This window comes from Deltaproteobacteria bacterium, assembly GCA_026712905.1.
Lineage (GTDB): Bacteria > Desulfobacterota > Binatia > UBA9968 > JAJDTQ01 > JAJDTQ01.
In genome coordinates this window covers 1-20,335 of record JAPOPM010000078.1, presented here as the reverse complement: position 1 = coordinate 20,335, position 20,335 = coordinate 1, and the positions used below count along the sequence as shown (strand labels likewise).

The following is a 20,335-nucleotide window of genomic DNA, read 5'->3' as shown; positions in this document are numbered from 1 at the left end:
TGGCGGTCAACGCGGTGGCGAACCGGGAACAGGGGCTGGCGGACGTGGTGCTGGAGAACTTCCTGGAAGAGTTGTCGGGTGAGCGCAGCCACGTGGACATCATGTACCAGTTCCTGGAGGAAGCCGGCATCTCGCGCGAGGAAGCCGACAACGCCGAGCCCGCGCCGGGCACCCTGGCGGCCATCGAGATGATCATCGGCTGCTGCCAGCGCAGGTCCGCGCTCGAAGGCGTGGCCATGCTCGCCTTCGTGGAGAGCCAGCACGGCGGGCCTGACGGCGCCGCCGCCCGGGCCTACAAGGAACTGGTGGGACACTACGGCTTCTCGGAACGGCAGGTGGAAACGTACCGCATTCACGCGGAGCAGGACGTGGGCCACGGCTCCCGGCAGATCGACACGCTTCGCCGGGCCGCCACGGATGAGGAGACGCGCGAGAAGATCCTCCGCGCCGTCAAGCTCGGCATCACCGCCTTTACGCTGGAGTGGGACGGCCACGTCCAGGCCATGACCGGCTGGCGGGACTTCTGGCCGGGCGTCCGGCCGCTGGATCCGAGTCGGCCCGAGGCCGCGCCGGAAGTACGCGAGGCGTAAGCGACGCCCGAATCGTCATTCCCGCTTTCGCGGGAATGACGATTCGAGGGGACTCTGCCGCATCCGTTTTATGACACAGCCGCTTTCGCGGAAATGACGTATGCGTAACGCCTCCGCCTGGAGGGGTGACACAGCCTGTACCGCCGGAATGACGTTCCGGGCGCCGGGGGCCGCGCCCTCGTGCCTCTGGTGCCTTCCTTCAGATCGGCCAGTCGTCCGGCAGCGACGCACGCGCCTCCAGGTAGTCCGAATCCTTGCCGGAGGTCTCGCGGACGTGCTTCAGCGTCGCGACGAGGTCGTCGAGTTCCATGTCAAGCGTGTTGGAGACCATACCCGCGGTCTCTTCGAAGCCGAGGCCTCAATTGCGGTATCAGCCGTTCATGCGCTTGAAAATGTATTTCTCGCGTTCGGTCATGCTTTCCCTTCAGAGACGGTGCACCCCCCTCGGCGTGTTCGCCTGCGAACCGTAGGCTTGAACCCGGTTTGCACGGGGAGCTACGTTGCTCGTCCGTTAGTGCCATTCCCTTGGCATTCCGTCAAACTTCAGACGTGGGAACATGGCGCGCGGGGTTCGAGAACCCAACCCGCTGAACCGTCACAAGCTCCGTCGTCACCGCGGGTGAGCCATCCTCCGCGAAGCGCACGGTCAAGCGCGCGAGGATGCGCCACCGCACATTCCGCCATTCAACCGTGGTGATCAGGAATGCGTTCTCCACCACATCGGTGGGGCCGCCCTGGCAGGCAACTCCAGCCTCGAGGGCGGCACTGCCCCGAGGCGCGATGGTCAGTTCCGACAACTCCATGAGGCCGCCGCGGAATTGCCCGTGCGGGAAGCGTACATCCAACAGCCGCAACTCCGACGCGGTGAGGTTCGTGATGCGCCATGCGATGCGCCAACCCCCGTCGCTCCCCGCGCATGCGGTCTGCTCGACCCTGACGTGCGGCTCCGCTCCCGCCCGTATCATCAAGAAGCTCCCTCCTTCCGCCGGTACGGCGCCGCGGCGATGCGCTCCGGGAACTCGATCTCCTCATTGCGGCACGCGTCGATGATGAGCTTCGAGCCCCAGTCCTTGCCCGGATGCACCGGATCCAGGCGGCTGCCCTTGACGCGGTCGATGACGGCGATGTCGGTGGCCGCGTCCACCCGCGTGGCCACCGCCCACAGCACCTCCTCCTCGTCGTACACGTCGATGTCGGCGTCCACCACCACCACGTGCTTGATGAGTTCCGAGGCCGTGAACGCGGCCATGGCGGCCAGCTTGGCCTCGCCCTCGCAGCGCTTGTCGATGCTGATGTAGCAGTGGAACCGGCCGGCGCCGCTCAGGGGCAGGCACACGGACTGGACCGTGGGCACCACCGCGCGCACGTTGCGGTAGATGCTGCCTTCCTTGGGCACCGCCCCCAGCAGGCGGTGGTCGCGGTGCCCCGCCAGGATGTCCATGCACATGGCATCCTGGCGGTGCGTGATGGCGGTGACTTCCACCACCGGCGATTCGCCCGCGGGGCCGTACAGGCCGGTGAAGTCTCCGAAGGGGCCCTCCACTTCCCGCTGGTGCGGCAGCACTCGGCCTTCGATGACCATCTCCGCGTCCGCGGGCACCAGCAGCTCGTCGCCGAAGGTCTCCGACGGCACCAGCCGTAAGGGTTCGCCCATGAGTCCGCCGATGCTCTCGTATTCGTCCGCGGCGATGCCGTTGAGGATGCAGTTGCCCAGGTAGTAGGCCGGGTGGTGGCCGATGACGCAGGCCACCGGCAGCGCCTCGCCGCGCGCCTCCGCGCGCACGTAGTAATCCCACAGGTGCCGGCGCTCGAAGAACATGATCAGGTGGTTGGGGTCGCGCACGTAGCACCGGTGGAACGAGGAGTTGTAGACGCCCGTGTCCGGGTCGCGGGCGGCCCAGGTCATGGTGAGGTAGGGACCGAGATCGGCCGTGTGGTGCGTCAGCACCGGCAGGAAGTGCAGGTTGGGGTCCATACTCACCTGCTTCACCGGCGCGTCCGCGGCGTCTACCACCACGGGCTTCTCGCGCCGCGCCTCGCGCGTCTGGAACTCCAGCATCAGTTCGCGGCCCGCCTGCTCCGGCGAAAGCCCCAGCGCCACCGCGCAGGCCGCGCGCGACGCGAACGTGTTCATCAGCAGCGGGAACTCCGACGGCTCGCCGCTCAGGTTGTCGATGTTGGAGAAGAGCAGCAGCGGCTCGCGCTTTTGCTTCTCCAGGTCCGCGATCATGGCGCAGACTTCCAGGTTGATGTCGTGCTTGTCCGTGACCTCCAGCAGGCGTTCGGGGGCGAGTTGCCTGACGGAGTCGAGATAGGTTCGCAGGTCCATCGCCCGAGTCTACGGCCCGACCGCACGGCCGTCAACGTCGGTTGCAACGTTCGAGGCCTGGCCCGACCGGACCACCCTCCCCTCGCACCATTCCCACGAAACAGGCTGTGCCAAAACTCCGCTCCGACAGGAAAGGACACGGCCACCCAGCTCCGTCATTCCCGCGGAAGCGGGAATCCAGGGGTGGAGAGGGGCAACTCGGGCGTATGCCACGCCTCACCCCACCTGGATTCCCGCTTCCGCGGGAATGACGGAGCTGGGCGTCAGCGCCATTTCGTGTGCGAGCGGAGCATCGACACAGCCTGGAAAATAGGAATCCAGCCGGCGCGGCCGGCCGCGATCAAGTTTGTTGCAATCACCAGACGAAAGGGACAAGCTCTCGGCTGGCCCGGCACGAATCCGCCGGCGCCCTTCGTCTACATGAGGACAACGACACCCGAACCCGCGTCCGAGATCCGCCTGACGGTGCCCCAGACCCTCCACGGCAAACGCCTGGACGCGGCCTTGGCGGCGCTCCTGCCCGACCACTCGCGTTCCCGCCTGCAACGGCTCGTGCGCGACGGACACGTGCGCCTCGACGACCGCGTCCCGGAGTGCTCGGACAAGGTCGCGGCCGGAGCCCGCATCGAGATGGAACTGCCGGAGCCCGCGGAGCTTTCCTGGAAGGCGCAACCCATTCCGCTTGAAGTCATCCACGAAGACGGCGCCCTGCTGGTGATCAACAAACCCCCGGGCATGGTGGTCCATCCCGGCGCCGGCAATGCCGAGGGCACCCTGCTGAATGCCGTCATGCACCACGCCCCCTCCCTCGAGACCGTGCCGCGCGCCGGTATCGTGCATAGGCTGGACAAGGACACCTCGGGCCTCCTGGTGGTGGCCAAGACCGACGCCGTGCGCTTGCGGCTTGTCCGGGAGCTGCAGGCGCGGCGCATCAAGCGGGAATACCTGGCCTTGGTGCGCGGCGTCGTGCGCATCGGTGGCTCCGTCACGGCGCCCATCGGCCGGCACCCGGTTCACCGCACCCGCATGTCGGTGCAGCCACGCGGCAAGGAGGCCACCAGCCACTACTCGGTGAAAGCGGCCTACCGGAGTCACACCCTGCTCCGGGTACGGCTGGAATCCGGCCGCACCCACCAGATCCGCGTGCACATGGTCCACATCGGACATCCGGTAATGGGCGATCCGGTCTACGGCGGGCACGGCGCAGGGGCTGTCAAGGGCCAGGGCGCCCGCGTCACGGAGCTGTTGCGCGGCTTTCGACGGCAGGCTCTGCACGCGGAGCGCCTCGGGCTGAGCCACCCGGAAACGGGCGAGCCCATGGAATGGACGGCGCCCATGCCGGCCGACATGCGCGCGCTCGTGGAGGCGCTCGCGGAAGACGCGCGTTCGTGACCCCGGGCTCGGGCGGCGTCGCCATTTGGAGACTTGACCCGGGTTCCTTTACCCCTTCGTTTGGTAGTAGAATCCCGCCATTCGGACCGGCCCCGTGGCGGACCACCAAGGCAAAGGAGATTACAAATGGGTCCATCAGTCAGCGCCTACAACTACGAAACCTTCAACCGTTCGGAGAGTTCCGCCAAGGCCGGCGAATTCGCCGCGCGCCTGCGGGCCGGGGAGGAGGCTCCGGACTTCACCCTTCCGACCCTGGAAGGCGAACAGGTCCGGCTCTCGGCGTTCAAGGGCAACAAACACGTGCTGCTGGAGTTCGGCAGCATCACCTGACCGCCCTTCGTGGGCGAGGTCTCGCCCCTCAACGAAATGTACCGGAACTACCGCGACAAGGGCTTCGAGTTCCTCACCATCTACGTGCGCGAACCCCATCCCGGGGAGAACTACGGCCCGCACAAGGACCCGGAGCAAAAGCTCGAATACGCGCGCCACTGCCGCGACCAGGACGGCATCGAGAACCCGCTGCTGGTGGACGACCTGGAAGGCACCGTGCACCAGCTCTACGGCGTCCTCCCGAACATGGTCTACATCGTCAGCAACGAGGGCCGCATCGTCTACAAGGCCATGTGGACCGACCACGACGAGATCCGCGTGGTGCTGGACAACCTCGTCATGGCCGACGAGATGCGCGCCCAGGGCGTGCGCCTGAAGCCCTCCCTCACCGAGAAGATCAACTTCATCCCCGCCCAGTACGCCGGCGGCCTCCGCGAAAAGGTCTTCGACCGGGCGGGGCCGAAGGCGTGGGAGGACTACCAGTCGACGTTCGGAGGGTAGCGCGGAGGGGGCTTGGAGGCCTGAAAGCGGTTGTGATTACGCTCTTGAGTAATTTTACTCAAGAGCGTAATCTGTCTCTATGGCCCTCTACGAGCGCAAGCAACTCGGTACCCTCCTCGAACGTCTCGACGAGACTCCCCGGACTCTGATCTTTGTCGCCGGGCCACGGCAAGTCGGCAAGACCACGCTTATCGAGCAGGCGAAGAAAGCCCTCGACCGTGAACTTCTCCTCGTAAGCGTCGATGAACCCGACCCAGGATCAACTCCAGCTCCCGGTGGAGCAGCCGAGACGACACCCGCAAACACTCTGGTTTCAGTGCCACGGGAACCCGACACCATGTGGTTGGTTGATGTGTGGCGAGATGCCCGCACGAACGCCGACTTGTCTGAACGCGGATATGTACTCGCCCTCGACGAAATCCAGAAGGTGCCCGGATGGTCGGAAACGGTCAAGGGGCTCTGGGATGCGGACCGACGCGAGCAACGGCCTCTGCACGTCATACTGTCGGGCTCGGCGCCGCTCTTGATGCAGCGCGGTCTGACGGAGAGCCTGGCGGGGCGCTTCGAGACAATCAGCCTCAAGCACTGGTCCTTCACCGAGATGTCAAGGGCGTTCGGGCTGACCGTCTCGGAGTATGTCTACTTCGGCGGATATCCCGGCGCGTTGGAACACATGGGTGATCACGACCGTTGGCACGACTACATATTCAATGCGTTGGTGGAGCCCAACATCGAGCGAGACATCCTCGCCATGCAACGGGTGGACAAGCCCGCGTTACTGAAACAGTTGTTCGAAGTCGGCGTCACATCGTCCGGACAGATCCTCTCCTACACGAAAATGCTCGGCCAACTCCAGGACGCTGGTAACACAACGACCTTGGCACGCTATCTGAGTCTCATGGAGAGGGTCGGCCTGCTGGCGGGACTCAAGAACTATACCGGGGGAATATATCGTCGAAGAGCGTCCAGCCCGAAGCTCAACGTCCTCAACACCGGATTGATGTCGGCCTTGTCCGGCTACACCTTCGAGGAGGCACAAGCGGATCGTACGTTCTGGGGACGTTTGGTTGAAAGCGCTGTCGGCGCACATTTGTGGAACTCCGCTACGGGACCGACGCACCTCTGGTATTGGCGACAAAACGGATCTGAAGTTGACTTTGTGCTTCAACGGGGACCTCGCTTGGTGGCCTTCGAGGCGAAGAGCCACCAGGGAACGGCGGACCGGCGAGGACTAGCCGAGTTTCGAAAGCGTTTCCGCCCGGTGCGAACCGTCGTGGTAGGCGGTGATGGGGTGGCGCTCGAGGAGTTTCTGTCGGTTCCGGCAAACGACTGGTTCAAGACGTGATGGACAAATACGTCGAACGCACCTGTACGGAAGTCATCGACAAGAAGAATAGCGGCCGCGCCGAATCGCGGCCGTTGGCTGCGTTTCGCGATTGCAGCGCCTACGTTCTCTTGGGTGCACCCGGCGCGGGGAAAACAGCATCCTTCAAACAGGAGGCTGCCGAGGGAGAATATTGTGATGTCCGCGACTTCACCACCTTCAGGGCAGCGCACTGGGACCACGGCAAGACACTGTTTATCGATGGGCTCGACGAGATGCGCGCCGCAGTGAACGACGGGCACGCTCCGCTCGACGCGATCAGAGCAAAACTGGACGCACTGGGACGACCGCCGTTTCGGCTATCGTGTCGTGAAGCGGACTGGTTCGGCTCACCGGACCGGAGTCGTCTTGAATCGGTGTCTCCCGACGGGGTGGTCAAAGTCCTGCGCCTTGACCCCCTCTCCGAGGACAACATCCGCGACATCTTGAGCTGCGAAGGAATGGCTGAAATCGACCGCTTCATCGACGAGGCGGGGGACCGCGGGCTTGGCGCGCTGCTGTCGAACCCCCAAACCCTGAAGTTGTTGGCGGAGGCCGTCGCCGGGGGCGACTGGCCGACGACGCGTACAGATACGTTCGAGGCCGCGTGCACGACCCTGATTCGCGAGTTCAACGAACAACATCTCCACGCCGTCCCTCGACGTGCCGACTCAGAGATGCTCCGCATGGCGGGATATCTGTGCGCCGTTCAACTTCTTTCAGGTCGGGTAGGATATCTTCTGCCCGTCAGGACGGACGAGGTCGACGGCTACATCGACGTACACGACATCAAAGAAACGCACCAGGAGGCACTGCTTACAACACTACACACCAAGGCGTTCGCTCACATCGACGGCTTGGCCACGCCCATTCACCGGCACATCGCCGAGTTTCTTGCCGGTCGCTATCTCTCGGGTCTGATTGACAAGCACCTTCCGACACGGCGGGTTCTTGCCCTGCTGGTGGGCGACGACGGGCGAACCGTGTCAGGGCTCCGGGGTCTGGCGGCTTGGTTGGCAGCTCACAACAAGAAGGCCCGTCCGGACGTCGTCGCGCGTGACCCGCTTGGAACGGTCCTTTACGGAGACGTCAAGACGTTCTCCGTTGACGAGAAACGCCACGTGCTCCATGTGCTGCAACAAGAGGCGGAGGTTGACCCACGAGTATTTTACGCAATGCATGATCTGGACTCGCGATGGGAAGGCATTGCGACGCCTGACATGGAAGAGGCGTTCAGAGAAATCTTGACAACAACAGAGGCAACCCGAGGGAGGCAGACGCTAGCGTTCGCAGTGCTACGCTCACTTGAACGTGGGGCCATGATTCCCGGCCTTATACCGATGCTCCCGGACCTCGTTAGAGATGGCGAGTGTTGGCCTACCGTAAGAGAAGCCGCGCTCGAAGCGTACATACAGCAAAGCAACAACGGCGAGGCCGCCGTGGATCGTGAACTGACAACACTACTGGACGACGTGTATGCGGGAGCCGTAGCCGATCCTGATGACCAACTCCTCGGCCGCTTGCTCACGAGACTCTTCCCCGACACGTTGCCGCCGGCTCAAGTCGGCCGATTTCTCCGAGAACGAAAGAGACGAAGCCTCATGGGTTCGTATGTCCATTTTTGGGAGGGTACCCTTGCTGCGCAATCGACGGACGAACAGCTCGCCGACGCTCTGGACTCTATAGTCGAGGCTAGGCGCCAAGGCGCATTGGGGGTAGCGGACGCCGATTCTTCCTGCTGGTTGCGCGCGCTTCCAGGCAACCTCCTGTCCGCATACCTCAAACGGTCTCCAACAGTCAGGCAGCAACGATTGTTCGACTGGCTTGGCCTCGCGGCGACTGACCCCAGCCAAGACGCCGAGGCCGACATCGGTGTGTGGCTCACCAATAATCCGGATTCATACAAGGCTGTCGTCCGGCTGGCTGCGGACCACTTTTCCGATCCCACACAACTCGCAAGTGAGCTATCCACCCGCCTGTTCTCCGCCGTGGAGCCGTCGGATTTCGCTGAATGGTGCCTCGGCGAAGCCGCCAAGGCAGAGGAGAATACGGCGGCGGCGTCTGAGTTCTTCCTAAGCAGGGTCGTCGCCCTCCAAGAAGTGCAACGGGTCACAAAGACGACGGTCGAAAAGTGCTTGAAACATTCGCCTAGTGTGCTGGCCAAGTACCGGGACCTGCCGAGCAACCGCGACCAAAGCCACTCCAAACGAACCTCTGAATCGATTGCCTGGAAAGTGCGGCGGCGACAGCGCGAAGACGAGCGAAGGCAACGCAGGAAGGACTGGCGCGAGCACGTCGAAGCCCACGAGCAAGAGCTGAGAGAAAACCGGGCCGCCCCCACGCTCTTACACCGTTTGGCGTCCGGCTACCTGGGAAGATACGGGGACCTGCAAGCTGCAACAGGGCGAGAGCGGCTTCGAGATTGGCTGGGTAGAGACGACTTGGTTGACACGGTGGTCCAGGCGTTTCGCATGACGCCAACGAGAACAGATCTCCCCGACGACAACGAGATCTTCCGGCTCGCCGACGAACAGAAGCACTACCTTCTGATGCTTCCGTTTTTGGTGGGACTCGACGAGTCCCACGCCGTTGACCCACGTTTCGACGAACTCCTTCTGGACGAGCCTGGCATGCGACAGGCGTTGGCGTTTCACTTCCAGACCCCGGACTTCTGGAACGAGGAACCTCGCTGGTACCACGCGGTAGTGGTCGACCGACCCGACCTAGTTGCAAGAACCTTCGTTCGGTCGATTCGCGCCACGTTGCGAAGAGGCGCGAGCGACGGTCTAGGCCTCTACGAGCTAGGGCACGATGATGGCCACCGACCGGTGGCCCGCCTCGCGTTGGGCCCGCTGCTCAAGTCCTTCCCGGCTCGCGGGAAGGTTGAGCAACTGAGCATGTTGCAGCGGCTGATCCTTGCCGCGCTACGGCACCTCGATGAAGACTTGCTTCTTCAAATCATCGAGAGAAAGCTCGCACTGCGCAGCATGGACGTGGCACAACGCGTGTACTGGCTGTGCGGAGGGCTGTTGGCATACCCGGCGTCCTATACGGACAGGCTCAGGAAAATGCTCGCCGGACCGGGAGTCGAACAGCGGATCCGGCACATGGCGCAGTTCTTTTCCGACATCGATCGTTCTGTTGTAACGAGGCTCGACAGGTCCGCGTCGGAGCTTCTCATCGCGTCCCTCGGCAGTTCGTACAGGCCGTACTGGACAGACGACTACTCCGAGTTAGCGACAAATGCACACTCGCGAGCTGGGACGTATACACCCTTCTTTATCGATGCCCTCATCGCTGACTTGGCTGCAGACCCATCTAACGCTGCTAGGAACGCGCTAGAAGGCCTATGCGAAAACGCCAAGTTGAAACCTTGGCATCCTATACTGCAGGACGCGGCTAGCCGACAACGCGAGGTCCGCCGCGAAGCCCACTTCCAGCACCCTACGCTCGATCACGTATTGGCGACTCTCGATAACGGGCGCCCGGCAAATGCATCCGACTTGGCGGCCCTAACCATGGATGTCCTCGCCGATATGGCGGAGGACATCCGCCATGGGAACACCTCCGACTGGCGACAGTACTGGAACGTGGATCCGCACAATAGGCCACAGGACCCTAAGCCGGAAGACGCCTGTCGAGATACACTGCTGTCCGACTTGAGACAAAGATTGGCATCAAAGGCCGTCGACGCCCAGCCTGAAGGTACTTACGCCGACGACAAGAGAGCGGACATCCGAGCCTCGTGCAACGGCTTCAACGTGCCGATCGAGATCAAGAAGAGCACCCACAACGATCTTTGGAAGGCCATCCGCGACCAATTGATCCCCAAGTACACGCGCGATCCCGGCTGTGACGGTTACGGCATCTACCTCGTCTTCTGGTTCGGCCCTGACCTGTGCAAACGCCCGCCAATCGGGCCACCGCCAGCAACGCCCGACGCTCTCCGCGACCAACTCCTCGCCGCGGCCAACCTCTCTCCCGAGGAGCACCGCAAGATCTCCGTCATCGTCATCGACGTGTCGAAGCCGAAACCGTGATCTGGTAGCATGCCGGGCATGACCTCGAAGATCCGCACCTATTGCGCCATGAGCAAGTCCCGCTGTGGCGTGGTGGCGACGGTGGAGGACGGACGCTTCGTGCGCCTGGAGCCGGACGCGGACCATCCCAACCGGGGCATCTGCATCAAGGGGCAGGCGGCGCCGGAGCTGGTGTACGACCCGGAGCGGCTGCGCTGGCCGCTGCGGCGCACCAACCCCAAGAGCGATCCGGACCCGGGCTGGGTGCGGGTGGGGTGGGACGAGGCCATGGCGGAGATCGCCGAGCGGCTGGGGACGCTGCGGGAGCGCTACGGCGCGGAGTCGGTGTTCTTCTACCGGGGGGCGTCCGGGGGCAGCGCGTCGGCGGAGTACGAGCCGTGGCTGATCCGCTTCGCCAGCCTGTTCGGCAGCCCCAACACGGTGTCCACGGGGCACATCTGTAGTTGGCACAAGGACAACGGCTCCCGCTACACCTACGGCAGCGGGATTCCGAATCCGGATTTCGAGAACACGGCCTGCATCCTGCTCTGGGGGCACAACCCCAACGCCTCATGGCCTACCCAGGCCATTCGCGTCTCCGCGGCGCGCAAGCGCGGCGCCAAGCTCATCGTCATCGACCCGCGGGCGATCCCGCTCACGCGGAAGGCGGACCTCTGGCTCAAGGTGCGGCCGGGCACGGACGGGCTGCTGGCGCTGAGCTTCCTCAACGTCATGCTGGCGGAGGGACTCTACGACGGCGCGTTCGTCCGCGACTGGACCAACGCGCGCCTGCTCGTGCGCGAAGCCTCAGGTGAGATGCTGACCCAGGACGCGGTGGTCGCCGGCGGATCGCACGAACGCTACGGGGTATGGGACGAGGCGGCGGACGGGCTCATGTTCCACGACCCGGCGAACCCGACGGCGGTTTCGCGTCCGGCCATCGGGGGATCGTTCGAGGTCCGGCTTGCGGACGGCGCCATCGAGCGGGTCACTCCGGTGTTCGAACTGCTGAAACGGCACCTGAACCGGTACGCGCCGGAAGACACGGCCGAGGCCACCGGGGTCGACCCGGACCTTGCGCGGCGCGCGGTGCGGCTGTTCGGCGACACCCCGCCGGGCTGCTACTACAGCTACAACGGGCTGGAACAGCACGCCAACGCCATGCAGACCAACCGCGCGGTGTGCCTGTTCTACAGCCTTACCGGGAACCTCGACCGGCCCGGCGGCAACGTGCGCTTCGCCAAGACGCCGGTCAACGGGATGGACGGACGGAAGTTCCTCCCCAAGGAACAGGCCCGGAAGCGGCTCGGGCTCGACGCCCGGCCTCTGGGGCCCGTGGCCACCGGCCGGGTGCAGGCCTATGAAGCCTACCGTGCGGTGCTCGACGGCGAACCCTACCCGCTGAAAGGGTTTCTCAGCTTCGGCGGGGACATCATCATGGCCAACGGCGATACGCTCCGGGGACGGCGCGCGCTCCAGGAACTCGACCTCTACGTGCAGACCGACTTCTACGAGACCCCGGCGGGGCGCTACGCCGACTTCCTTCTGCCCGCGGCCACCTCCTGGGAGGACTGGCACGTGAAGGGCTCCTTCGACCAGGGGGCGGCCACGAGCACGTGGTTGCAGTACCGGGCGCCGGTGGTGCCGCCGCAACACGAGTGCCGCTCCGACGCCGACATCCTCTTCGACCTCGCCGGCAGGATGGGCTTCGACGAACACTTCTGGCACGGCGACCGGGAGGCGGCGCTGGACTACATGCTGGAACCCGCCGGCATCACCGTGGCGGAGCTGAAGGAGCACCCGGGCGGTCTGTCCTTGCCCAGGGAAACGCGCTACCGCAAGTACCTGGAGAAAGGGTTCGACACGCGCTCGCGGCTGGTGGAGATCTACTCCATCCCGTTTCAGGAGCAGGGCTACGCGCCGCTGCCCGACTTCACCCCGAGCGAGTCCGGGTTCGGCGGCGAGGTAGTGCGCGACTATCCGTTCACCCTGACCACCGCCAAGGCCATCAACTTCTGCCACGGACAGCACCGGTCGGTGCCGTCGCTGCGGGCCAAGACCCCGGAGCCGCTGGTGGAGATCCATCCCGAGGATGCCACGGGTCTCGGCATTGCGGCGCGGGCGCCGGTACGCGTGGAGACGAAAGTGGCCGCCGTCACCATGAAAGCGCATCTCAACACCGAGCTTCCCCGCGGAGTCGTGCGCGTCATGCACGGCTGGTGGCAGGGCTGCCCCGATCTGGGGCTACCGGGCTACGACCCTTTCAGCGCCGCGGGTGCAAACGTCAATCTCATCATCGACAACGACGTCATCGACCCCATCACCGGCTCGGTGCCGCACCGCTCCTACCCGTGCCGCCTGGTGCCCTGTAACGCCCCGGCATGACCGACCCGCTGACCGCCGCCATCATCTTCGCCGTTTTCCTGCTCGCGGGCGGCGTCAAGGGTCTGGTGGGCTTCGGCCTGCCCACGGTGAGCCTCGGCCTGCTGACCGTGGCCTTCGACCTCACCACCGCCATGGTGCTGCTGTTGGTGCCATCCTTTGCCACCAACGTCTGGCAGGCGGCCGTGGGCGGCAACGGCCGCGCCATCCTGTCGCGCATCTGGCCTTTCCTGGTCACGGCGACCGGCACGGTGTGGATCGGCGCCCTGGCGCTGGCGCGGGTGGACCTGGCGTGGCTGTCGGCACTGCTGGGGCTGCTGCTGGTGATTTACGCGGGGCTGAATCTGGCCGGTGTGCGCATGACGCTCACCTCCCGGCAAGAGACTTGCTGGGGCCCCTTGATCGGCATCGTCAACGGGGTCGTGACCGGGATGACCGGGTCCTTCGTCGTGCCCGGTGTCCTGTACCTTCAGGCCATCGGCCTCTCCCGCGACATGCTGGTGCAGGCCATGGGCATATTCTTCACGCTGTCGACGGTGGCGCTGGCCTTGGCGCTCCGGGGCAACGGTGTGCTCGACCTGTCCTTCGGCGCCTGGTCCGGGGCGGCACTGGCGCCCGCGGCCCTCGGCATGGCAGCCGGCCAGCGCATCCGCAAGCGGCTCTCCGAGGAGCGCTTCCGGCAGATTCTCTTTGTGGGCCTGTTGATGCTGGGGGCCTACATCACCGCGCGATCGGCGTTGACCCTGGCGTGAGGCCGCCGGCCGCCGGACTTCGGCGCCCACGAGCCTCGACCCGATCCATTCCCACACGGGGACCACGGCCCCATTGACGCTGGTCAACCCCGCAGTTATCAATAACCATCCATCAACAACTCCGCTGATCGATCACGAACGAAAGGAAACGCACCATGACCTATCGACGGACTCTGCAACTTGCCGCGGCATCGGCCGGACTGATCGCACTCACCCTGCTCGCACCCCATTGGTTCCTGGAAGTGCCGGCGGCCCACGGGCAGGAAGCCGCCAAGAGCCGGGCTGCCGTGAAGTACGTTTTCACGGTGGATTATCCCGTGGGCGGCAAGGACAAGTACATCGCCTGGGTGAACAGCGTTGCCAAGGATCTCACGGCTCCCGCCGAAGTGCGGCGCATCACCTCCTACGACGATTATTACGGCGCATCACCGCACCGCGTGGTGGAGTTCGAGTTCGACAGCATGGAAGACGCCGGGAAGTATTGGGCGAACGAGAAGGTCAAGGCCGTCTTCGACGACGTGACCGAGTACGGCCTCCACGGGACTGTCCGGATATTGCGATTGCGCAGCGACTACTTGCCCAAGTAAACGCTGCAAATCCCCGCGGATCAGAACGGCAGGCTGTGTTTCCTGGCGGTGTTGCAAGTCTTGCAACTCGGCACGACGTTGCCCTTGGTGCTCTTCCCGCCACGGATGACGGGCACGAGGTGGTCCATGGTCAGCTCGCGCGGCGGGAACCGGCCGCCGCAGTGAGCGCAAACGCCTTGGCTGGTCCGGTTCTTCCACCACTGGCTCTCGCGCAGCTCCCGAGCCTTCCGGCGCTCGCGGCGGATCTCCTCCTCGGTGACCGGGACGAGGAAGGCATCGGGGTCCGGCGTCATTTCACAGCACCTTGTTCTTGAGGGTCCTGAAGTAGACGGCGAAGCCCCCGGCGACGCCGAGGTAGAGGATGCTCCGGGCCAGGGCCCAACCCCCGCCGGCGCCGAGGAAGTTCGTCAGCTCCCAGCCGCTGAAGAAGATGAAGAAAACGACGGACGTCCCGATGAGTATCTTGTGGGCGGTGATCAGCCTCATGGCTCGTCGCTCCGGCGGAAGTCTAACTTCATCCTCCTGTTTCTAGTAGATTTCAAGGAATTCCAACAGTCTATAGGGAGAGAGTATGTCCATCGAAGTGATCCATACGAACAAGGCGCCCGCGGCCATCGGCCCTTACGAGCAGGCCATCAAGGCCAACGGGTTCGTCTACACCGCGGGACAGATCGCGCTGGTGCCCGAGACCGGCGAGTTGGTGGCGGGGGGCGTGGAAGACCAGGCGCGCCGGGTCCTGGACAACGTCACCGCGGTCCTGGAAGCCGCCGGCACCTCCTGGGACAATGCCGTGAAAACGACCATCTACCTGAACGACATGGCCGACTTCGGCGCCGTCAACGCCATCTACGAGGGCTACCTGGGTTCCAGCAAGCCCGCCCGCACAACGGTGGCGGTGGCGGGGCTGCCGAAAGCGGCGTTGGTGGAGGTCGACGTCGTGGCGCTGGCGTAGCGACGGGGTGAGCCAGCCCGGCGACGCGGAACACCGGGCTGGTCCGTGACGGCCGCCCGCGGGAAGAAGGGGTCGTCAGGCGTCACTCCGGCTCGGAGGGAGCCGGAGTCTTGGCGGTGCCGTCGGGGTTCAGGTAGTCGCGCCAGACATGCGCGGCCACGAAGCCGAGCGTTTCGGCGGCCTTGGTGACGTCGAGGCCGCCCCAGTGGCCCGAGTAGCCTTCCTTGATCCTCGCGCCGGGTACGTATCGCCGCACCAACTCGTCCGTGGGCTCCGGGTACCGGCTCGTGGGCGCGGCGATGTTGAAGACCTCGTGCCCGGACAGCGGCGCCTCCAGCGCCAGACGGCATGCCACGGCGGCGTCGCGCGCGTCCACGTAGCTCCAGAACGTTCCCATCCTCACCGCGGGGTCGGCCCAGCGCCGCGGCAACTCCCCGTAGGTCAAGTCGAAGTTGACGCCGCTGAACCGGAGACTCACCACGGTGAGGTCGCTGTAGCCCGTGCAGGAATCGGCGAGTTGCTCGCCGAACACCTTCGAGAGGGCGTAGGGGTCCTGGGGCCGGCACGGATGGGCCTCGTCCAGAGGCAGGTAGTCGGGCGCCCATATCTTCGGGGCATACAGGAAGCCGTAGGCGGCGATGCTCGACGCGCACACGACACGCGGGACGCCCAAGTCCACGGCGGCCTTGAGCACGTTGTACGTGGCGCTGACGTTGTTGCTGAAGGTTTCGCAATCGGGCGCCAGATTGGGGGCCTGGTAGGCGCCCAGGTGGACGGCGGCGGAGGCGCCCTTGAAGGCCTCGTAGAGATCGCCCGAGCGGCGCAGGTCGCACAGCCAGGAGTCGCACAGCTTCGCCGGCGGCGGCGCGATGTCCAGGCTCAGGATCTCGTAGCCGTGCTCCAGCAAGTGGCCGATGGCCTGCTGTCCGAGCCGTCCGCTGCCGCCGGTGACTACGACTTTCGGCATCCGTAAACCATCCACATGCGAGCCCCTGGGACGCCTTCCTCCGGGCTGGACCCTCAATAAACCCGGACTGACCGGCAGGAGCGGCCGACCGACGTCTCCTCACACCGGCCGTTGCGACTCTCTGGCTCGCCCCCCCACGAACGAGTCGAGCTTCACCAGCCCCTCGGCATTCTGGTCCAGCCGCAGCGCCTTGGGCTCCCGGCCCGCGGCCACGGCGTCGATGGCGTCGCGGACCATGCGGCGCAGCATGATGACGCCGCGGTCGGAGGTGCCGAGGCGCTCCTCGCGCTCGCCCAGGAGCCGCTGGGTGCCCTGGGTGACGATGTCTTCCTGGCGGATGTTGCCGCGGAACGGCATGAGTGGGCGCCGGTCGTAGGGCTTGACCTCGGCCTTGGGGGCCTCGCGCTTGCGCATCTTCCCCAGCCGCTCGAAGATGTCGGGGTCCGGGCCGGTGTAGTAGTCCACGGTGAACAGCATGAAGTGGTCGTCGTCGTTGGGCGTGAGGAACATGAAGTGCTCGTAGTTGGAACCCACCCTCTCCAGCACTTCCGGCTCCACCCGCGCGTGCACGAACTCGGTGTCGCCCACCTGCAGGATGCTCGGCAGCCCCAGGCTCATCTCGTCGACGAACTCCGTGCCTTCCCCCGGGCCGGGCTTGGACATGACGATCTTCATGCCGTAGGGCGTCTCCACCGGCTCATAGGCCGGCGGGCTCTCGGCGCTGAAGAACGAGCCGCCCCAGGTCTGCTCGCCGTAGGCGCTACGGCTGTGGAGAATCCACACGTGGCAGGGGTCGGCGCTGTTCTCGTAGAAGTTGAACCAGTTGTAGTCGAAGTGGCGCGTGCTCTCCACCAGCCGCTGCCCGCCGTGGTCCACCAACGGGGAATAGTTGGGCAGGGGCGGCGGATTGTCGGGGTCCGGCCCCATGTAGGCGAAGATCAGCCCGCCCAGCGCACGCGCGGGATAGGCCGGATGCTTCACCTTGGCGCAGAAACTCGTCTCCGGCGGTTCGGACGGCTGCTCCAGGCAGTTGCCCGAGACGTCGTAGAGCCAGCCGTGGTAGGGGCAGCGGATGCCGCGCTCCTCGATGTCGCCGTATTCCAGGGACGAGCCCCGGTGCGAGCAATTCCGGCCGATGAGCCCCAGCCGTCCCTGGAAGTCGCGGAACAGCACCAGGTCCTCCCCCAGCACGCGCACCGCCTGGGGGACATCGTGCAACTCCCCCTCGGTGCCCACCGCGAGCCAGTAGCGCCGCAGCCACTCGCCGCCCGGCGTGCCGCGCCCCACCCGCGGAATGTCCTTGTTGGTGCTTTTGAACGTGTCCACGCGCTCAACCTCGCTCAACTATCCGTCCGCCAAGCGCTAGTGTGGTGTCTGGTTAATTCGCATAACAATCTGCCAAACTCACCGCCAGGGTCAAGCTCACCCTCACGAAACGCGCGGTAGACGCACTTGAACCCGAAGACAAGCCCTGGATCGCCTGGGATGACAAGCTCACCGGTTTCGGTATCCGCGTGCACCCCTCAAGCGCCAAGTCGTTCGTCTTAAACTACCGCGCCGGCAACTGTGGACGCAAGGTGCCCAACAAGCGCGTGGTCGTCGGTCGCGCCGGGCGAGTTACCCCGGACCAGGCAAGGCGACTGGCACAGGAACTCCTCGGGCGCGTTGCCGCGGGCCAGCGCACGGAGGCGCGTGGTCTGCCCAGGTTGGGTGTCGAAGTGGCGGGGGCGGTTCGCCCGAGAGCGACTCGGACCCATGACTATCGCGCTATGGCACCACCACGCTGTTCGCCGCACTGGAGGTGGCTACGGGTCAATCCAAAGCCGTTTCGTTGGACCAAGTCCGCTGACGCCATCATTGAATCTGTCTGTAATAGATCCGGAGCAGGTTCCGGGCCTGCACGGTGGAGGCGAGCACCTGGTAGCCCTTATTCTCCATGAGCGCGCGGGCGCGCCTCAGCATGGTGGTCTTGCCCGACCCGGCATAGCCCTGGACGCCCACGGTGCGGTCGTCCGACGACAGGATGAGCTTCACAGCCTCCTTCTGCCCGGCGGTGAGCGGCCCGCCCCGGAGCGCCTTGTCGACGGCGCGGCCCCGCATCGGCACGGCGCCGCGGCGCTCGCCCGCATCAGTGCGATCGTCTTGCGTTCGTCGCCGACCGCGCGATCGGTGGTCAGCAGCCCGTCCTCGAAGCGGATTTCCTGGCCGGAATCGGGGTCGTAGCCAAGGACGAGCTTCACCTCCGCGGGCGAGACCATGCCAGCGGCGACCCATCTCCTTGCTCACCTCCACCTCGCCCCGGTTGACCAGGCAGACGTCGAAGCTCGTGCCGTCCATGTCCGTGATGATAGCCGCTGCCCACCGCGCGCGGCTCTCATTAGTAGCAATTTTTTCACTATCAATAATTTTTCTCGAATTTTTGATCTTTGTGTTTGATCTGATATGGTTTCCCATAGAGGACCAAGAGCTAGCGAGAAAGCCTAATACCAACTTGTTGTTATGTAAAATGCACTTATTGCGCCTATCACGGAGGCTGGCAATGCCCATCAAGCCCCAAATGCAGCATCGGCGATCGTCGACAACGTTCCATGTCGCACCGTACGAGGCGGGAACGGCCATTGCGCACGCGCCGGACAGCATCGGGGACAGGGCGACCTGCGCTACGCGCAAATCTACCCTCTACGGTGCCATATGTGCCGTCCGGGCATCCGTGGCCGTTTTCCTGTTTTTGCTGGCAGTACTCTCGGAAGCGCCGCCGGCCCATGCCCAGCGGACGGCGCCGACCGCTCCTCGGAAGGTGTCCGTCACGGCGGGCATTGGGGAGGGGACGCTGAGTTGGACGAAGCCGCTGGATGACGGGGGTTCGGCGGTGTTGCGCTACGAAGTGCGCCACGCGCAGAGTCTCTTCATCTCGGGGACCGTGGCGTGGACATCGGTGGGTCTGGTGACGACGTACACCGTTAGCGACCTTGCGGAGGGCGAGTTGCACGCCTTCCAGGTGCGAGCGGTGAACGCAGAGGGGGACGGGCCGTCAGCGAGGACTTTTGCGACCACGCGAACGAGTGCGCCAGGGACGGCGCCGACCGCTCCTCTGGGGGTGTCCGCCACGCCGGGCGATGGCCAAGTGACGGTGAACATGAGTGCGCCGGCGGATGAAGGCAGCTCCCTTGCCTTCCCCGAATGGCGTTATAGCGCGGGCACAACCGTGCCCGATACCGTTCCCTGGACACGGCTACTAACGTTCGGCAGCGGAGTGACGACGGTGGTGGCTCGATCCTTGAACCACGGCACGCTCTATACCGTCGAGGTGCGGGCCGCGAACGCACATGGAGCCGGGCCGGTGGTGCGGGTCCGAGCGATTGCGGGTCGGCCGACAGCTCCTCGGAACCTGTCCGCCACGGCGGGCATTGGCGAGGTGACGCTGAGTTGGGCGGCACCGGCGGACGGCGGATTTGCGTTGACGCGCTACGCAGTGCGCTACGCGGAGGGTGGAACCACTGGGACTGCGGCGTGGACATCGGTGGGTCTCACCAACACGCACACCCTCACCGATCTGGCCAAGGGCACGCTGTTCACTTTCGAGGTGCGGGCGGTGAACACTCAGGGAGCAGGACTGACAGGCGAGAACTGGGCGACCACGCTTGCGACGGTGCCGACCGCTCCTCGGGAAGTGTCCGCCACGGCGGGCATTGGGGAGGTGGCGCTGAGTTGGGCGGCGCCGGAGGATGACGGCGGTTCCGAAGTGTTGCGCTACGAAGTGCGCCACGCGCAGAGTCTCTTCATCTCGGGGACCGTGGCGTGGACATCGGTGGGTCTGGCGACGACGTACACCGTTAGCAACCTTGCGGAGGGCGAGTTGCACGCCTTCCAGGTGCGAGCGGTGAACGCAGAGGGGGCTGGGCCGTCAGCGCCGATTCATGCGACCACGCGAACGAGTGCGCCAGGGATGGCGCCGACCGCTCCTCTGGGGGTGTCCGCCACGCCGGGCGATGGCCAAGTGACGGTGAACATGAGTGCGCCGGCGGATGAAGGCAGCTCCCTTGCCTTCCCCGAATGGCGTTATAGCTCGGGCACAACCGTGCCCGATACCCTTCCCTGGACACGGGGGCTAACGTTCGGCAGCGGAGTGAGTAGGGTGGTGGCTCGATCCTTGAACAACGGCACGGTCTAT

General features: G+C 65.0%; 18 protein-coding genes. 10 read left to right on the top strand and 8 right to left on the bottom strand.

Annotated features, from left to right (window positions below; genetic code table 11):
• On the top strand, positions 1-590 hold a 590-nt coding region (locus OXF11_06350), incomplete at its 5' end, for an iron-containing redox enzyme family protein (GenBank protein ID MCY4486725.1).
• Between the two features lie 199 nt (positions 591-789).
• On the opposite strand, the gene OXF11_06345 is transcribed toward OXF11_06350, so the two are convergent.
• From OXF11_06345 to OXF11_06335, 3 genes are all read right to left on the bottom strand, one after another.
• The gene (locus tag OXF11_06345) at positions 790-921 is read right to left on the bottom strand and encodes a hypothetical protein (GenBank protein MCY4486724.1); all 132 of its coding nucleotides are present in this window, start codon (positions 919-921) and stop codon (positions 790-792) included.
• A 205-nt stretch (positions 922-1,126) separates the two neighbouring features.
• Entirely contained in the window at positions 1,127-1,555 is a 429-nt protein-coding gene (locus OXF11_06340) for a hypothetical protein (GenBank protein ID MCY4486723.1), read from the bottom strand.
• Positions 1,555-2,919: a UbiD family decarboxylase gene (locus tag OXF11_06335; GenBank protein ID MCY4486722.1), complete on the bottom strand. Its 1,365-nt coding sequence runs from the start codon at positions 2,917-2,919 to the stop codon at positions 1,555-1,557. Before OXF11_06335 ends, OXF11_06340 begins: the two co-directional genes overlap by 1 nt.
• Positions 2,920-3,339: 420 nt before the next feature.
• Between OXF11_06335 and rluD the strand changes: the two genes are divergently transcribed.
• From rluD to OXF11_06300, 7 genes are all read left to right on the top strand, one after another.
• Complete coding sequence (gene rluD, locus OXF11_06330; GenBank protein MCY4486721.1) at positions 3,340-4,311, top strand: 23S rRNA pseudouridine(1911/1915/1917) synthase RluD; 972 nt, start codon at positions 3,340-3,342, stop codon at positions 4,309-4,311.
• Positions 4,312-4,437: 126 nt separating this feature from the next.
• Positions 4,438-5,142 carry a TlpA disulfide reductase family protein gene (locus tag OXF11_06325; protein ID MCY4486720.1) on the top strand — a complete coding sequence of 235 codons (705 nt, stop codon included), beginning with the start codon at positions 4,438-4,440 and terminating at the stop codon, positions 5,140-5,142.
• A 79-nt stretch (positions 5,143-5,221) separates the two neighbouring features.
• A complete protein-coding gene (locus tag OXF11_06320) occupies positions 5,222-6,487 on the top strand; it encodes an ATP-binding protein (GenBank protein MCY4486719.1) in 1,266 nt (421 codons plus the stop codon).
• Positions 6,487-10,545, top strand: a complete 4,059-nt coding sequence (locus tag OXF11_06315) for a hypothetical protein (GenBank protein MCY4486718.1) — start codon at positions 6,487-6,489, stop codon at positions 10,543-10,545. Before OXF11_06320 ends, OXF11_06315 begins: the two co-directional genes overlap by 1 nt.
• An 18-nt stretch (positions 10,546-10,563) precedes the next feature.
• On the top strand, positions 10,564-12,909 hold the full coding sequence (locus OXF11_06310; protein MCY4486717.1) for a molybdopterin-dependent oxidoreductase: 2,346 nt from the start codon (positions 10,564-10,566) through the stop codon (positions 12,907-12,909).
• Positions 12,906-13,658: a sulfite exporter TauE/SafE family protein gene (locus tag OXF11_06305; GenBank protein MCY4486716.1), complete on the top strand. Its 753-nt coding sequence runs from the start codon at positions 12,906-12,908 to the stop codon at positions 13,656-13,658. The genes OXF11_06310 and OXF11_06305 overlap by 4 nt, the downstream gene beginning before the upstream one ends.
• Positions 13,659-13,813: 155 nt before the next feature.
• Positions 13,814-14,245 carry a hypothetical protein gene (locus OXF11_06300; GenBank protein MCY4486715.1) on the top strand — a complete coding sequence of 144 codons (432 nt, stop codon included), beginning with the start codon at positions 13,814-13,816 and terminating at the stop codon, positions 14,243-14,245.
• 20 nt (positions 14,246-14,265) lie between these two features.
• Here the strand turns inward: OXF11_06300 and OXF11_06295 are convergent, their stop codons facing one another.
• A complete protein-coding gene (locus OXF11_06295; GenBank protein ID MCY4486714.1) occupies positions 14,266-14,538 on the bottom strand; it encodes an HNH endonuclease in 273 nt (90 codons plus the stop codon).
• Between the two features lies 1 nt (position 14,539).
• The gene (locus OXF11_06290) at positions 14,540-14,731 is read right to left on the bottom strand and encodes a hypothetical protein (protein MCY4486713.1); all 192 of its coding nucleotides are present in this window, start codon (positions 14,729-14,731) and stop codon (positions 14,540-14,542) included.
• An 85-nt stretch (positions 14,732-14,816) separates the two neighbouring features.
• Between OXF11_06290 and OXF11_06285 the strand changes: the two genes are divergently transcribed.
• A complete protein-coding gene (locus OXF11_06285) occupies positions 14,817-15,197 on the top strand; it encodes a RidA family protein (GenBank protein ID MCY4486712.1) in 381 nt (126 codons plus the stop codon).
• Between the two features lie 82 nt (positions 15,198-15,279).
• Here the strand turns inward: OXF11_06285 and OXF11_06280 are convergent, their stop codons facing one another.
• From OXF11_06280 to OXF11_06270, 3 genes are all read right to left on the bottom strand, one after another.
• Positions 15,280-16,164, bottom strand: coding sequence for an NAD(P)-dependent oxidoreductase (locus OXF11_06280; GenBank protein MCY4486711.1), 885 nt, complete (start codon positions 16,162-16,164; stop codon positions 15,280-15,282).
• A 99-nt stretch (positions 16,165-16,263) separates the two neighbouring features.
• Complete coding sequence (locus OXF11_06275) at positions 16,264-17,508, bottom strand: Rieske 2Fe-2S domain-containing protein (GenBank protein MCY4486710.1); 1,245 nt, start codon at positions 17,506-17,508, stop codon at positions 16,264-16,266.
• A 510-nt stretch (positions 17,509-18,018) separates the two neighbouring features.
• Positions 18,019-18,264, bottom strand: coding sequence for an AAA family ATPase (locus OXF11_06270; protein ID MCY4486709.1), 246 nt, complete (start codon positions 18,262-18,264; stop codon positions 18,019-18,021).
• A gap of 439 nt (positions 18,265-18,703) precedes the next feature.
• Between OXF11_06270 and OXF11_06265 the strand changes: the two genes are divergently transcribed.
• A partial coding sequence (locus OXF11_06265; GenBank protein ID MCY4486708.1) for a fibronectin type III domain-containing protein occupies positions 18,704-20,335 on the top strand: 1,632 nt, incomplete at its 3' end.